General features: G+C 46.3%; 17 protein-coding genes. All 17 read right to left on the minus strand.

Annotation, left to right across the window (positions count from 1 at the left end; translation table 11 throughout):
* The gene (locus ACXAGL_RS18180; RefSeq protein WP_474992025.1) at nucleotides 1-1,101 is read right to left on the minus strand and encodes a prephenate dehydrogenase; all 1,101 of its coding nucleotides are present in this window, start codon (nucleotides 1,099-1,101) and stop codon (nucleotides 1-3) included.
* Nucleotides 1,098-2,195 carry a histidinol-phosphate transaminase gene (gene hisC / locus ACXAGL_RS18185; protein ID WP_474992027.1) on the minus strand — a complete coding sequence of 366 codons (1,098 nt, stop codon included), beginning with the start codon at nucleotides 2,193-2,195 and terminating at the stop codon, nucleotides 1,098-1,100. The genes ACXAGL_RS18180 and hisC overlap by 4 nt, the downstream gene beginning before the upstream one ends.
* A 13-nt stretch (nucleotides 2,196-2,208) precedes the next feature.
* The gene (gene aroH / locus ACXAGL_RS18190; protein ID WP_474992400.1) at nucleotides 2,209-2,571 is read right to left on the minus strand and encodes a chorismate mutase; all 363 of its coding nucleotides are present in this window, start codon (nucleotides 2,569-2,571) and stop codon (nucleotides 2,209-2,211) included.
* The gene (gene aroB, locus ACXAGL_RS18195) at nucleotides 2,571-3,650 is read right to left on the minus strand and encodes a 3-dehydroquinate synthase (RefSeq protein ID WP_474992028.1); all 1,080 of its coding nucleotides are present in this window, start codon (nucleotides 3,648-3,650) and stop codon (nucleotides 2,571-2,573) included. Before aroB ends, aroH begins: the two co-directional genes overlap by 1 nt.
* Nucleotides 3,650-4,819: a chorismate synthase gene (aroC, locus tag ACXAGL_RS18200; protein ID WP_474992030.1), complete on the minus strand. Its 1,170-nt coding sequence runs from the start codon at nucleotides 4,817-4,819 to the stop codon at nucleotides 3,650-3,652. Before aroC ends, aroB begins: the two co-directional genes overlap by 1 nt.
* Before the next feature lie 119 nt (nucleotides 4,820-4,938).
* On the minus strand, nucleotides 4,939-5,751 hold the full coding sequence (locus ACXAGL_RS18205; RefSeq protein WP_474992031.1) for a CheR family methyltransferase: 813 nt from the start codon (nucleotides 5,749-5,751) through the stop codon (nucleotides 4,939-4,941).
* A gap of 109 nt (nucleotides 5,752-5,860) precedes the next feature.
* Nucleotides 5,861-6,310: a nucleoside-diphosphate kinase gene (gene ndk / locus ACXAGL_RS18210; RefSeq protein ID WP_474971379.1), complete on the minus strand. Its 450-nt coding sequence runs from the start codon at nucleotides 6,308-6,310 to the stop codon at nucleotides 5,861-5,863.
* Nucleotides 6,311-6,400: 90 nt separating this feature from the next.
* Nucleotides 6,401-7,372, minus strand: coding sequence for a heptaprenyl diphosphate synthase component II (gene hepT, locus ACXAGL_RS18215; protein ID WP_474971378.1), 972 nt, complete (start codon nucleotides 7,370-7,372; stop codon nucleotides 6,401-6,403).
* Nucleotides 7,373-7,388: 16 nt separating this feature from the next.
* On the minus strand, nucleotides 7,389-8,096 hold the full coding sequence (locus ACXAGL_RS18220; protein WP_474968692.1) for a demethylmenaquinone methyltransferase: 708 nt from the start codon (nucleotides 8,094-8,096) through the stop codon (nucleotides 7,389-7,391).
* Nucleotides 8,097-8,099: 3 nt separating this feature from the next.
* Nucleotides 8,100-8,897, minus strand: coding sequence for a heptaprenyl diphosphate synthase component 1 (locus ACXAGL_RS18225; protein WP_474992401.1), 798 nt, complete (start codon nucleotides 8,895-8,897; stop codon nucleotides 8,100-8,102).
* 93 nt (nucleotides 8,898-8,990) lie between these two features.
* The gene (mtrB, locus tag ACXAGL_RS18230) at nucleotides 8,991-9,215 is read right to left on the minus strand and encodes a trp RNA-binding attenuation protein MtrB (RefSeq protein WP_027954422.1); all 225 of its coding nucleotides are present in this window, start codon (nucleotides 9,213-9,215) and stop codon (nucleotides 8,991-8,993) included.
* A gap of 184 nt (nucleotides 9,216-9,399) precedes the next feature.
* On the minus strand, nucleotides 9,400-9,672 hold the full coding sequence (locus ACXAGL_RS18235) for an HU family DNA-binding protein (protein WP_008638574.1): 273 nt from the start codon (nucleotides 9,670-9,672) through the stop codon (nucleotides 9,400-9,402).
* Between the two features lie 552 nt (nucleotides 9,673-10,224).
* Complete coding sequence (spoIVA, locus tag ACXAGL_RS18240) at nucleotides 10,225-11,703, minus strand: stage IV sporulation protein A (RefSeq protein WP_474968693.1); 1,479 nt, start codon at nucleotides 11,701-11,703, stop codon at nucleotides 10,225-10,227.
* Between the two features lie 180 nt (nucleotides 11,704-11,883).
* A complete protein-coding gene (locus ACXAGL_RS18245; RefSeq protein WP_474992034.1) occupies nucleotides 11,884-12,612 on the minus strand; it encodes a hypothetical protein in 729 nt (242 codons plus the stop codon).
* 16 nt (nucleotides 12,613-12,628) lie between these two features.
* Complete coding sequence (locus ACXAGL_RS18250; RefSeq protein WP_027954426.1) at nucleotides 12,629-12,826, minus strand: DUF2768 domain-containing protein; 198 nt, start codon at nucleotides 12,824-12,826, stop codon at nucleotides 12,629-12,631.
* A 199-nt stretch (nucleotides 12,827-13,025) separates the two neighbouring features.
* Entirely contained in the window at nucleotides 13,026-13,283 is a 258-nt protein-coding gene (locus ACXAGL_RS18255) for a stage VI sporulation protein F (protein WP_027954427.1), read from the minus strand.
* 61 nt (nucleotides 13,284-13,344) lie between these two features.
* Entirely contained in the window at nucleotides 13,345-14,385 is a 1,041-nt protein-coding gene (locus ACXAGL_RS18260) for an NAD(P)H-dependent glycerol-3-phosphate dehydrogenase (RefSeq protein ID WP_474992036.1), read from the minus strand.
* Nucleotides 14,386-14,408: the final 23 nt, after the last annotated feature.

Here is a 14,408-nt window from a genome sequence, read left to right on the forward strand (position 1 = left end):
TTACTGCTGCACCATAACTTCATATTTTTTCTCCTGCAGGACTTTATGACTCAGCTTCTGCTCTTCGCTTGTAGCAAAGCTTACACGCAAAACTCCTGTAATCCCTTCACGGATTTCGAGGATTTGAATGTTTTTTATGCTGATTCCATCCGCTGCCAAAAGACCAATCACATCATGGATAGCCCCCGGCTGGTCATGAATATCTACATAAATGTCATAAAAAGCGGGAATGGCTCCCCTTTCCTTCACAGGAAGACCGTCACGGTAAAGCTTGGCTTCTTTCAAGTATTCATATGTTTCCTCTTCCGCCTCCTCCTTCAGGAAGGTGCGGACTTTATCCATTTCGTTGATCCAATCCTCAAGCATTGCAATAAGGAGGTCCCTGTTTTGAAAGAAAATATCCTGCCAGAGCTTCGGGTTGCTGGAAGCGATCCGGGTGATATCCTTAAAACCGCCGGCAGCCAGATGTTCAATGTATGGGTGGGTTTCCTGCCAAACCTTCGCCTGATGCACGAGGGAGGAAGCAATTAAATGTGGAAAGTGGGAAATGACCGCAGTCATTTCATCATGTTCACTTGTCGAAAACGTCAGGAAACGAGCGTTTGTTTCGGATAGTAAATCCTTAAGCCTTTCCGCTTCCTTCTTTGTGCCATTAAGGGCGGGCGTGAGAACGTATATCGCATTTTCAAACAGATGAGGTTTCGCCGCTGTATAGCCCTGCTTGTGTGAGCCGGCCATTGGATGGCCGCCCACAAAGGAAAGCAGAGGGTGTGTCAGGCGGTCCGCTGCTTTTAAAACCTGATTTTTCACAGATGACACATCCGTAACAAGCAGCGGTTTAGTCAGCTCCACGTTTTCCAGCTGATGGAGAAAATCGATGGTGACTGAAATAGGCGTAGCCAGAATACATACATCCGCCTCCACCACTGCTTTAGAAAAGTTAAAAGTTGCCTGGTCAATGACGCCCTGCTTCAGCGCCATATTCAAAGCTGCTTCGTCTCCGTCCATACCGATGACAAAAACATCTTCTTTCTTAGATACATTCATTGCAATCGATCCGCCGATTAATCCTAAACCGACGATGAGGACCGTCTGTTTCATGACTGCTTAACCATTTCCAGCTTCTTTTTCATGGCCTGTTGAATCTGGAGCATGTCGTCTTCTCTGCCGATAGTCAATCGTATGGAATTCGGCAGTCCAAGCGCTTCGCCGGAGCGAACGATAAACCCTTGAGTAAGGAGGTATTCAAACATCTCATCCCCGCTGATAGGGAGCTGGATCATAAGGAAGTTCGCCTGGGTGTCATAATAGCCCAGACCGTTTTCATCACAGAAACGCATCAAGGCTCTTTTATTTTTATGGGTGGCTTCCACTGTTGTCGTAATAAATTCCTGATCGTCCAGAGCGAGTATCGCAGCAGCCTGGGCAACTGTAGATGTATTGAACGGTTCTCTTGCTGGTTCAAGTACCTGAATGACCTCCGCTGCGGCCAAGCCGAATCCGATACGCAGGCCGGCAAGACCATAAGCTTTTGAAAAGGTACGAAGAACCATTACGTTCGGGTATTGATTTAATGCAGAGACCGCATCAAAAGAATCTTCCGCTTCCAGGTATTCGTAGTAGGCTTCATCAAGCACGACCAGCACATGTTCAGGGACTCTGGCCAGCACGTCTTGTATCGTTTCTTCGTTGATGTGAACACCTGTTGGGTTATTCGGTGTACAGATCCATAAAACACGCGTGTTTTCATCAATTTGACGAATCATTTCCTCGAGGTCATGATGACCTTCCTTCAACGGAACTTCCCTCACTTCCGCCCCTTCTATCAAGGCATTGTGACGGTACTGGGGAAACGTCGGAGAAGCCATGACCGTATTGGCACCAGGCTCAAGGAATGTGCGGCAGATGATTTGGACAACTTCATCCGATCCATTTCCAAAAATGATCTGGTCTTCATCCACCCCAAGAAAACTGGAAACCTTCGTCCTCACACCCGCTGCATAGCCGTCCGGATAAATTTCCAGTTTGGAAACGAGCTTTGGAAGCTCTTCCTTCACCACAGGAGAAAAGCCGTATGGATTTTCGTTGGAAGCCAGTTTGACAATACGGTCAAGCCCGTACTCTTTTTTCACCTCTTCAATGCCTTTGCCGGGTTTATAAGGTTTCATCGTCTTAAGAATATCTTTTGCTTTCATGAAAAAACTCCTCTCAACTCTTTAAATCAGGGCGAAGTCGAACGGCCTGATGATGATATACATGCTGAATCTTTGCCTGCTCAATATCAGTCCGGGCCGTCACCATCACGCGGATGCATTTTTCAAGGCTGCCAGGTACGGGAATCTCCCTCATGCACATGACAGGCACATACGTCCATCCATCTATCTGCCTCAAGCTTTTCGCTGGAAAGGTATCCGTTAAATCTTCGGTAACGGTAAAGTAAACGGAAACGACATCATCCGCATCCAGCTGGTTAGCCGTGATGATCGCCTGCATCATTTCTAATGAACGGTTGACGATTTCATCCTGTTCATTGTTTTCGACGGTCGTAGCTCCTCTGATTCCTCTGATCATCATCCGTTCCCCACCTCTTCTATGACACATTTTAATTCATTTAACAGGAGACTGTCATCCATGGCCTGGACATAAGGATGTCCTATTCCATCCAGCAGAACAAAGTTAATCTGCCTGCCGATCGTTTTCTTATCCCACTTCATACGATCCACCAGTTTTTCAGCATCAAGGCCTCTCAATAGATCAAGCGGGTATTCATTTTTTCTTAACCAGTTTACATAATCATTTACTCGTAAATCTTTTCCGCTTGTTATGCTGCTCAATTTCAATGCATATAAAAGCCCGAGGGCTACAGCTTCTCCATGTGTCACTCTGCCATAACCGAGCTCGGATTCAACCGCGTGGGCAAGCGTGTGCCCAAGATTCAAGTACTGGCGGATATCCGCTTCCTTCTCGTCTTTTTCCACGATAGAGGCCTTCACTTGAATGCCTCTATATAAATCTTCCTCCAGCTGCCTGCTTGTCAAGGTATCCAGCGACACATCAAGAAGGCTGTCAAGCCAGTTTACATCACTTAGGAACGCGTGTTTAATGACTTCTCCGTAACCGGAGCGGATTTCCTTCCGGGAAAGTGTAGCGATGGTTTCAAGGTCATAAACGACTTTCTGAGGGTTGAAAAAGCTCCCGATAAGGTTTTTTCCTCTGTGATGATTGATGGCTACTTTCCCGCCGACACTGCTGTCATGAGCCAGAATTGTAGTCGGCACTTGGATATAATCGATACCTCTTAAGTACGTTGAAGCGGTAAAGCCCGCGAGGTCGCCAATCATACCGCCGCCAAGGGCGATGATCAATGAGCGGCGGTCCAGCTGATGAGTCGTGCAGGCATCGAGGAGCTGCTCATAACATTCCATACTTTTCGATGCTTCCCCACTTGGGACCACAGCAGTATAGACGTACCGGTCACTGGTAAACGACTGCTTTACATCTTCGAGGTAATAATCCGATACCTGATCATCGGTGATGATCAGGATGGACTGATAGTCTTTTTCCAACATGTCAGGAATCCTATGACGAATCCCTTCTCCAAGGACAACCTCATATTCATGTGTACTTGCCGTGATCTGTAATGTCTTCATCAAAAATCCCTGATTTCTTTTCTGTAATCATCAACCGCCCGCTTAAGACGTGGGAAATAGTCGGATGGAAATTCTTCTGTTATCACCTTGGCCAGTTCAAAAGCAACGATATGTTCCATTACAACAGACGCTGCCGGTACTGCACAGGAATCTGAACGCTCGATACTTGCATTAAATGGCTCTTTCGATTCGATATCCACACTCTGCAGAGGCTTGTATAACGTCGGAATCGGCTTCATAACGCCTTTGACCACAATCGGCATCCCTGTAGTCATCCCGCCTTCAAACCCGCCAAGACGGTTCGTCCTGCGTGTGTAACCTTCCTCTTCACTCCAAAGGATCTCATCATGGACCTGGCTTCCAGGTTTTCTTGCTGCTTCAAAACCAATTCCAAATTCCACCCCTTTGTAGGCGTTGATGCTCATCACGGCCTGGGCAATTTTAGCATCAAGCTTCCGGTCGTACTGGACATAAGAGCCAAGCCCTGCAGGCATCCCTTCTACGTAAACCTCTGTGACCCCTCCGATGGAATCTCCATCCTTCTTCGCATCATCAATGGCTTTCATCATTTTTTCAGCCGCCTGTTCGTCAAATGTACGGACAGGAGAAGCCTCGGAAATTTCACGGCGTTCGCTCAGGGTAAGATTTTCATCTACATCACTGACGATGCCCGCGATTTCTCTTACATAACCGGCAACTTCAATGCCAAGTTCTTTAAGGAGAACTTTCGCGACCGCTCCTGCACCTACCCTTGCAGCTGTTTCCCTTGCTGATGAACGTTCCAGCACATTCCGCATATCACGATGACCATATTTCATTCCGCCATTTAGATCGGCGTGACCCGGGCGGGGCTTCGTTACAGTCCGTCGAATTTTATCTGTACCTTCGGGAAGGGGATCTTCTCCCATAATATCTGTCCAATGCTTAAAGTCATCATTATGTACAACAAGCGTAATGGGTGACCCTAACGTATATCCATGTCTTACACCACTTGTAATTTCTACGAGATCTTTTTCGATCTGCATCCGTTTTCCACGACCATAGCCACCCTGGCGGCGTATGAGTGATTCATTGATCTGTTCCCTCAACAGTGGAAGATGAGAGGGGATGCCTTCCAGTATTGTTGTCAGTTGTTTTCCGTGTGATTCACCAGCGGTTAAGTAGCGCATGAATATTGTACCTCCTGTATAGGTACCCCCGGATATAACGGGGGATAAATTTTAGATACTACTATATCATAAGGAATCCCGTTTGTAACATCGAAAAATTCAATTTTTTTATTAATCTTTCATGAAAACGCTTTTACACCCGAGGCCGCCGATGCTCTATTTACTTTCTGGTAAAAAAAGGTATCAAAAACCTTGAAATGATAGTGTTCCGGTGAAAAAATCTGCTCCGTACTGCCTACAAAGAAAATGCCGTCCGCCTTCAGAGACTGGTTGAATTTAACATACAGTTCCTTTTTGGCCTCTTCCGTAAAGTAAATCATGACATTGCGGCAGACGATCAGGTCGCACTTGGAAGGGAAAGCATCGGCCAGCAGATTGTGTTCCTTAAACACGACGCGGCTCCTGATATCTTCGTGAACACGGTAAAATGGACCTTCTTTAGTAAAGTGCGCCTGCTTTATATCATCAGGAACTTCTTTGAGTGACCGCTCGTGATACACGCCTTCTTTCGCACGCGCCAGAGCTAGAGGATCGATGTCTGTAGCGATAATTTCCAACTGTTCCCGAGGGAAAAAACGCGAAAGGATCATCGCCAGGGTATAAGGCTCCTCCCCCGTAGAACATGCGGCACTCCATATGCGCAGACGCTGATTCTTTTTCGATAAATGAGGAATCACTTTCTCTTCCAGAACATCAAAACGCTGCCGGTTTCGATAAAATTCTGAAACGTTGATCGTGACTTTATTCATCAACTCTTCCAATAGTCCATGGTCCCCCTCCAAAGCTTGAAAGTAGCTTATAAAACTGGGGTACCCTCTTTTGTCACGCAGTGAGGTAAGTCGCCGTTTCATCTGCGTCTCTTTATAGAGAGAAAGGTCAATGCCTGTCTTTGCATAAATATTTTCCGTAAAGCTTAGGTAATCATTTGTCATCCCCGCGCCCCCTGCTTCTATAATCTACCCTTAAGATTACGCTACCGCCTGCTTATTGTAAATATAGAGAGGTAGAAACAAAAAAACCGCCCGCAGGCGGTTTTATCGTTCATTCATAGACCCAGGCAAGGCTGTCTTTTTGATAATCAACCAGTTCTCCTTCGTTGAAGAACAGGGAAATTTCTCTTTCTGCACTTTCTATTGAATCGGAGCCATGGATGACATTCTTCCCAACGATCATGCCAAAGTCCCCGCGGATCGTCCCAGGAGCTGCGTCTGAAGGCTTTGTAGCCCCCATCATCTGTCGTGCGGCCGCTATGACGTCCTCCCCTTCCCATACCATTGCAAATACAGGACCGGAAGTGATGAATTCGACCAATTCACCGAAGAAAGGCTTCTCTTTATGCTCGCCGTAATGTTCTTGTGCCAGTTCCTCTGGAATAGACATCAGCTTGGCACCGGCCAATTTGAAACCTTTCCGCTCGAATCTTCCTGTGATTTCTCCAATCAAATTACGCTGTACACCGTCGGGTTTTACCATTAAAAAAGTCTTTTCCATGACAAACACCTCATCTTATGTATAGTCTGAAAGCGCTTTTAATAAGTGCCATAAAAAGTCTATCAAACAATGAAAGGAAAGGCAATAGAATCATGCCCTTCTTTTTCCAATATACTTGGCGATTCCTTTCAAAGTCTGCTTGGCACGCCCTGCTGGAAGTCCATTGAGTGACTGATAGGCTTTCTGCAGATAAAGATCGCTGATTTCAAGAGATCGTTCAATCGAACCATTTGTCTGGATGGTCCGGATTAGAGGCTTCAGTTTTTCTGTCGTTTCCGCTTCTGTGCCTGTAAAAGCTTCCTGAAGCTGCTTCTTGAAAAGCGGGTCTTCCATAGAAAGAAGCACCGGCAGCGTCACATTTCCCTGCAGAAGGTCACTGCCCGCCGGTTTACCAAGCTCCTCTTCAGAAGCTGTAAAGTCCAGCACATCATCGATGATCTGATAGGACATCCCTACATTGTAGCCATATCGGTAAAGCGCTTTTTCCCTCTCCTCGGCAACATTCGCAGCAATGGCTCCCAGGCGGCAGCTGGCCGCGATAAGCAGAGCTGTTTTCCTTTTGATCCGTCGTAAGTAGGTGCGGAAATTCTGGTGGACATTGTATTTGTCCTTAATCTGTTCAATTTCACCAAGACACAATTCCACCATCGTTCCAGCAAGAATCTGATGGGCCTTCGGGTTTTCAAGAACCGACAGCGTTTCCAGAGAGCGTGCAAATATGTAATCCCCTGTATACATCGCAATGCGGTTATCCCACCTTGCTTTAATGGTTGGTTCCCCTCTTCTCAGCTCCGCTTCATCTATGACATCATCATGGACGAGAGAGGCTGTATGGATCAGCTCTAAAGAAACAGCAACGGCTTTCATCCGCTCAATATCATAATCGCCGAATTTGCCCCCGAGAAGAACGAAGACAGGGCGGATCCTCTTGCCGCCTGCCTGGAGAAGCTGACTGGACGCATCTCTTAAAACCGTATTGTTGGACTGAATGGTATCATTGACTGCATCTTCAATCACAGCCAGGTCATTTTTTAGAAAAGAGTAGATCATAGCTAATTTCATTCTAGTTCATCCTCGGTTAAAGCTTTTCACCCATATGCATAGCTGCTACGCCGCCTGTATAGGATTTGACAATGACGTTGGAAAGGCCGGCATCCTCAAACATCATTTTTAATTCTTTCTTGCCGGGAAAGTCCTTGGCTGATTCATGAAGCCAGCTGTACTCCTGATAACTCTTTGCAAACACCCTGCCGAAAAGCGGCATGATATTTCCAAAATAGAAGTAATACATCCGTTTAAAAAACGGATTTGTCGGCTGGGAGGTTTCCAAACAGACGACTTTACCGCCGGGCTTGACGACCCGGTACATTTCCCGAAGCACCTGCTGGTAATCAGGCACGTTCCTTAAACCAAATCCAATGGTTACAAAATCGAATTGATCATCCTCAAATGGAAGTGCCATCGCATTTCCATGCTGAAACTCAACCTGACGCACTCGACCGGCCAGCTTTTTCTTGATACCGACAGAGAGCATGTTCTCACTGAAATCCAGGCCGGTGACTTTTCCATTGCTGCTGACGGCTTCTGCCAAAGCCATTGTCCAGTCCCCCGTCCCACAACAGACGTCAAGGGCCGTATCGCCCGGCTGGACATTCATGCGCTTCATGACGTCCCTGCGCCAAAGCCTGTGCTGTTGGAAGGAAATAATGGAATTCATACTATCATAACGTCCGTATATTTTCTCAAACACATGGTGTACCCGTTCTTCTTTCGTCTGTGGATCCATAACTTACCCTTCTTCCGCGATCTGTCTATGATTAAATTGATGATGAATAGCTGCATGAACGTAGGATTTCAGCCAGTTGAAATGAATGGGCAGCTGGGCCACGGCTGCCTCAAGATGGTTTACATGACTCTGCAGCATCTGTTCAAGGCTTCCGATCACCTGTCCGTGATTCCCGAAAAGGCCGGGCCTTTTCACAAGGGCTTCAATCAACGGCGATACGTTCCCCTCCTGATAACTGCGTTTTTCCTCCATCAATTTCTTAGCCAGCAGCCATTCCCCTGCCATGTCATTGATGGCTGTTTTTTGAACATAAGCACCTACTCTTTGTATGAGCAGCGATTCAATTTTCTTCACACCATCCAGAAATTCCTGAAAAGACTCCACATCCTTATAGTAGAGTTCCATTTTGAGCTCATTGATTTCCTTTATGGCTCCCGCAAGGGTATGAATCATGGGAATATCATTCAACTGGGATAATAAATAATAGTAGAGTCCGCTGAAATAATCACCAGCCAGAACCGTGAGCTGGCGGCGCCTTACTGTTTCTTTATCATCTTCGTCATCAGTCAAGGTAACCAGATCATGGGTGTCCAGAGCAATTTGTACGAGCATAGTCGTAATAATATACTGCTCTTTCTTCTCCACCGGCAGTGTTGTATGGTTCATAATGGAAGATAAGATAACAAGTTTGTCGTCATCGATGTGCGGCTCAGGTATAAAACGAACCAAATAAGGATGGCGGACCTTGGCTGCGATTTTACTTTTGAGCTGCTTAATATCGTTATCTGAAGAATTCAACATGATCACCCGGTCCCTTCCTGAACACTAATAAACATTCCTAATTATAGCATATTTCGCCATTCCCTGTATGTATCGGACACCAGAGGATATCCATCACTCTGTGTCGTTGGTCATTTCCCCGTGGCTCGTCTGAATAACCGCTTTTCCGCGTACCTTCACAGCAGATGTATGCTCTGTAAACTGAGCAATCATCACTTCATTACGGTCCAGCTTTTCGGAATGGTGGAATCTTGTGTCCGTTCCTCTTGTAAGACCAATGACATTCACACCATCTTCCAGTGCTTTAATTACAAAAAAATCGTTGTTGGATGCAGACATCGCAGGAGCCCTCCTTCTTTATCTTAACTATGTCTTAATGAGCCGCCTTTGTCAAAATATCCACCCTGTTGAATGGGCCTGAGATCGCGATTCAACTACAGTATGGACGCATAACCGGCTTTTTACTATGAAAAAAAGGAAAAGGGTGCAGTGTGCACCCTTTTCCCAAGCCCTATGTAGCTGATTATTTAACCGCATCTTTAAGGGCTTTACCAGGTTTGAACGCTGGTACTTTGCTTGCAGAGATTTCAATCTCTTCACCAGTTTGTGGGTTACGGCCTTTACGTGCCGCACGCTCACGAACTTCAAAGTTACCGAATCCGATCAGCTGGACTTTGTCACCATCTTTAAGTGAATCCATGATAGATTCGAATACAGAATCTACAGCTTGAGTCGCATCTTTTTTAGAAAGATCTGCTTTTTCAGATACCGCATTGATTAGATCTGTTTTGTTCATGACATTCACCTCCTCCCGAGAAGGTTAAACTCATTCAAGCGGTGTTCACCGCTATAAATGTTTATTTAACGGTCATCATTTGATGACAAGCCTTATAATAAACGAGTTTTTCATGAAATTCAATAGACAATCCTTTAAAAATCGCGTTACAATGCGATTTCAACGCTGAATTGTGGTTCACTTTCCATTCAGACGCGGAAATGTCCAACAATTACAAAAATAACTGCAAAGCCTGTCATGACAACGTTTCTACCAGTATGAACATCTTCTCACAGGTTAATACGACGTTGTTGTAAAAAAATCCTTCATTTCAAAGTTTTTCAGTAAAAAAATTTTCAAATCCTTCGTCCAGAAAGCCTGAAAAGACGCGGTTTTCACATTTCACCCCATTTGAAAGCGCCTCCCGGATTGCAAGGAGCAATCCGGAATACCATCCTTATGTATGCCTTTTGATCAGGTACCAACGTTCTTCCAGCTGCTTTTTCTGATAAAAACCCAAGGATGCAGATCAAAAGCCATAATAAAAATAAAAACGGCTCTTAATAAGAGCCGTTACAGAATGATTGCGATCATACCGCCTGAACCTTCATTGATAATCCGTTCCAGTGTTTCCTGAAGCTTGTAGCGGGCATTTTCAGGCATTAATGCCAGTTTCGCCTGGATACCTTCTCTGACAATAGAACTCAGGGAACGCCCGAAAATGTCAGAATTCCAAATGGAAAGCGGGTCATCTTCAAAGTCCTGCATTAAATATCGGACGAGCTCTTCACTCTGTTTCTCTGTTCCGATAATCGGCGAAAATTCAGACTGCACATCCACTTTAACCATATGAATGGAAGGGGCAACCGCCTTGAGACGCACACCAAACCTCGATCCTTGTCTGATAATTTCCGGCTCATCCAGCTTCATATCTTCAAGAGAAGGAGCTGCAATCCCATAACCGGTCTGCTTTACCATTTGCAGGGCATCAGCCACTTGATCATATTCGCGTTTTGCATAGGAGAAATCCTGCATGATTTCCAACAGGTGATCCCTGCCCCGGATTTCTTCACCTACAATTTCCTTCAGGACATGATCATATAAGTGCTCCGGTGCCTGCAGGTCAATTTCAGCGATCCCTTCACCAAGATCCATGCCCGAAATATGAGCCCCTGTTATATACTCATACTGATCGAAGCTGCCTACGACATCGTCGACATCCCGGAGACGCTTGATGTCTTTGACAGTATCTTCGATCGCCGCCTGCAGGTTCGCTCTCAACCAGTGCCTGGAGTCAAGCACCATCACCCAGCTCGGCAGGTTCACATTCACCTCAAGGACCGGAAATTCAAACAGCGCTTCCCGAAGGACACTCTGAACATCCTGTTCTCTCATACTCTCTACAGAAAGAGCCAGGCACGGGATATCATATTTCTCCGCAAGGGACTCCCGGAGATGTTCGGTGTTCGGATGATGAGGCTGGGCGGAATTGATGATCATAATAAAAGGTTTTCCAACCTCTCTCAGTTCTTCAACAATTTTCTCCTCGGCCTCCACATAATCCTGCCTTGGTATTTCGCCTATCGTCCCGTCTGTCGTGACTACAATTCCAATCGTGGAGTGCTCCTGGATCACTTTCTGTGTCCCTATTTCAGCTGCTTCATGAAACGGGATGGCCTCCTCATACCACGGCGTGTGAATCATCCTCGGCCCGTGTTCATCTTCATAGCCGACAGCCCCGTTAACAGCATAACCCACACAGTCCACCATTCGGACTCTGATATCCAGATGGTCATCTATTGTAATATTAGCCGCTTGGTTAGGGACGAATTTAGGCTCGGTGGTCATAATCGTTTTTCCAGCTGCACTCTGTGGCAGTTCATCCAAAGCACGTTCCCTGTCAGATTCCTCATCCATGTTGGGCAGTACAACAAGCTCCATAAATTTCTTTATAAATGTTGACTTACCCGTGCGTACAGCACCGACAACACCTAAATAAATATCTCCATTTGTCCGTTTGGAAATATCACTGAAGATATCAACCTTTTCCAAAGGATCCCCTCCCAAATGTAATTTCACCACCATACAAGCCTAGACACTCTGATTCTATGACGTTGTCCCAGGTGAATATGCCAGAAATCTATAATCAAGCGGCACAAGCACCTCAGCCTGGGAAAGGAACGTGAAAGAGAAAGACATAAAAAAACCGCTCCCACAGGGGGAACGGTTCAATCAGGAAGATGACGGGGCGGTTAAAAATACCGGCTCTCCCTCTTCCACCGTATAGGCCGTTGAATAGGCAGGCACGATCGGGGTATAATCCGTCAGAAGAAAACGAATGTCCTCTCCTGCCTCATACGCATGGTCCTCTGATTGAAGATACGCATAGAGGTCTTTCCGGTAATCGATATAGACCTGTCCCTGCTCATCCAGGTAAACCGGAAGACGTTGATCAGAATATGGACTGTCCACCATTGGCGGCTCATCCATTCCGATCTTCTCATAATCCAGCTCGTACACCCCTTGGGACACGAAATCTCCTAAAGGAGGATAGCGGTTGTTATCCGTATAGAATTTGACTTTCACCTGGAGTGACCTGACTTCTTCTGTCGTCCGCAGGTCCAGCACTTTCACCGTCGGATCCGTTTCCGGATGAATAATGACATACTGGTAATGGCCCCCGTTCTCAAAAGATGTCCCCGGGAGTTCTCCAAGAATGTTCATTTCCTTCAGCTTGCTGAACTCAATAGGATATTTTTGAAAAAGCGGTGTATCCTGATCTTTCGTCTTAATAGGAAGAAGCCCGTCTGTTCTTTCCTGATAAGTATCGACAGCGTCCTGTACCATGTTCAGCTGCTGATCGTTGGGAACCTGGTTTTTCTGAAGTCTTTCTTGAGGATATAAGCACCCGGTTAACAGGAAAAGAAGAATGAGCAGCCCTGAGTAGTGAAAAATCTTCATGCTGTTTCCTCCTTCGTTAAGCGGTTGGGCCGCTGAGTACAATGTAAAAAATAATCAAGCCGCCCACGATCATAAACAGGTAGGCAAACACGGCGGTAACGGCTGAAAAAATGCCCTTTAACTTAAATCTGCTTAAGTAGATGAGACCAATAGCAAGGAATAAGGAGATGATTCCAGCAAAGGATATGTACATATTCAGCATGGATTCAGACATAAATGGCCCTCCTTTGGTGTACATTCGACTTTTGACATTATACCATATCCTGTTCGTAAACGGATACATAAAAAAACCGGGGTGCTCCCACCCCGGGTGACTAAACAATTCCCTGACCAGCTCATGTGTAATGATTGCTGCGTGATATCTTATGCATACGATGGAAAGACCGCCTCCTCAGGCGCCCACCAGTTCGCAATTATTTCAAGAATTTACCTAACGTATTCATATCCAGAGGCATATTCTGACTAATAACGGCTTCGACGATTTTGTCTTCCTTCTGCTTGGATATGTTTTTGCCGGCGACCGCTGACAACTGCCGGACCAGCCCCCGCACCGTTTTTTCGTCCGAAAAGTCTGCGTGCTGGACCTTATCAGCGACCTTGAATACATCCTGAGCATCGATGTTTGCTTTTTTCTTCAGGTGATCAAAAATACTCTTTTGAAAATCACTCATGAACAATTGACCTCCTCGTGCATTAGGTTCTGTGTAGTATATGCACAGAGGTCATGATGTGTCAGTCTTTCAACTGCTGGTCAAGGATATTTGTCAAATCCTCCATTTCATGCCTGCGGATCCGTGTCATTAATTGATCCACGACATCACGCGGACCCTTGTCCTCAAACAAAATCTGGTAGATTCCTGTGGTGATGGGCATGTCGACATTCTGATCGGAGGCGAGTTGATAGGCCGCCTTGGCTGTGCGAACCCCTTCCACAACCATCCCCATATCTTCAAGCACCTGTTCAAGTCCGCTGCCCTGACCAAGCTTATACCCGGCACGCCAGTTTCTACTGTGTGAACTTGTACATGTAACAATCAGGTCACCGATTCCAGTCAAGCCTGAAAACGTCAGGGGATTCGCTCCCATGGATGTACCCAGACGTGCGATTTCAGCAAGGCCTCTCGTGATAAGCGCCGCCTTGGCATTATCTCCATAACCCAGACCATCGGAAATCCCCGCTCCTAAGGCAATGATGTTCTTCAAGGCTCCACCAAGCTCCACCCCGACAAGATCCGGGGAGGTATATACACGGAAATTATGGTTGATAAAGATATCCTGCACTTTTTCGGCCACGGTTAGATCGGCAGCCGATACCGTTACCGTCGTCGGCTGCCGGCGGCTGACTTCCTCCGCATGACTCGGCCCTGACAATACAACAATATCTTCATAACTTTCTTTTGGAATTTCTTCAGCTATGATTTCAGATACCCGTTTGTAAGTTCCGGGTTCAATCCCTTTCGCTGCGTGAGTGAGGATGACTTTATCCTGTAGAAGATCCTTCAGCTGGGTGCAGACCTCCCTTATGGCTTTCGTCGGAACAGCCAATAGGATATGGCCGGCCCCTCGAACGGCTTCAGCCATTTCATGTGTGGCCTGGAGCTGTTCAGGAAGTGCTACACCTTCCAGGTATTTTTCGTTTGTATGTGTGCGGCTGATCTCTTCAGCCAGACTTTTCCGATGTGCCCACAAATGGACATCATGGCCATTATCAGCGAGAACGAGAGCCAGGGCCGTCCCCCAGCTTCCCGCACCTAAAACCGCTATCTTTTCCACAGTATCGACTCCCTTCCTACAGC

The organism is Halobacillus sp. ABA4_118, from assembly GCF_056160205.1.

Coding starts and splice junctions, on each gene's coding strand:
- ACXAGL_RS18180 (WP_474992025.1), bottom strand. CDS start 1,101: ATGAAACAGACGGTCCTCATCGTCGGTTTAGGATTAATCGGCGGATCG.
- hisC (WP_474992027.1), bottom strand. CDS start 2,195: ATGAAAGCAAAAGATATTCTTAAGACGATGAAACCTTATAAACCCGGC.
- aroH (WP_474992400.1), bottom strand. CDS start 2,571: ATGATCAGAGGAATCAGAGGAGCTACGACCGTCGAAAACAATGAACAG.
- aroB (WP_474992028.1), bottom strand. CDS start 3,650: ATGAAGACATTACAGATCACGGCAAGTACACATGAATATGAGGTTGTC.
- aroC (WP_474992030.1), bottom strand. CDS start 4,819: ATGCGCTACTTAACCGCTGGTGAATCACACGGAAAACAACTGACAACA.
- ACXAGL_RS18205 (WP_474992031.1), bottom strand. CDS start 5,751: ATGACAAATGATTACCTAAGCTTTACGGAAAATATTTATGCAAAGACA.
- ndk (WP_474971379.1), bottom strand. CDS start 6,310: ATGGAAAAGACTTTTTTAATGGTAAAACCCGACGGTGTACAGCGTAAT.
- hepT (WP_474971378.1), bottom strand. CDS start 7,372: ATGAAATTAGCTATGATCTACTCTTTTCTAAAAAATGACCTGGCTGTG.
- ACXAGL_RS18220 (WP_474968692.1), bottom strand. CDS start 8,096: ATGGATCCACAGACGAAAGAAGAACGGGTACACCATGTGTTTGAGAAA.
- ACXAGL_RS18225 (WP_474992401.1), bottom strand. CDS start 8,897: ATGTTGAATTCTTCAGATAACGATATTAAGCAGCTCAAAAGTAAAATC.
- mtrB (WP_027954422.1), bottom strand. CDS start 9,215: ATGTCTGCATCCAACAACGATTTTTTTGTAATTAAAGCACTGGAAGAT.
- ACXAGL_RS18235 (WP_008638574.1), bottom strand. CDS start 9,672: ATGAACAAAACAGATCTAATCAATGCGGTATCTGAAAAAGCAGATCTT.
- ACXAGL_RS18245 (WP_474992034.1), bottom strand. CDS start 12,612: ATGAAGATTTTTCACTACTCAGGGCTGCTCATTCTTCTTTTCCTGTTA.
- ACXAGL_RS18250 (WP_027954426.1), bottom strand. CDS start 12,826: ATGTCTGAATCCATGCTGAATATGTACATATCCTTTGCTGGAATCATC.
- ACXAGL_RS18255 (WP_027954427.1), bottom strand. CDS start 13,283: ATGAGTGATTTTCAAAAGAGTATTTTTGATCACCTGAAGAAAAAAGCA.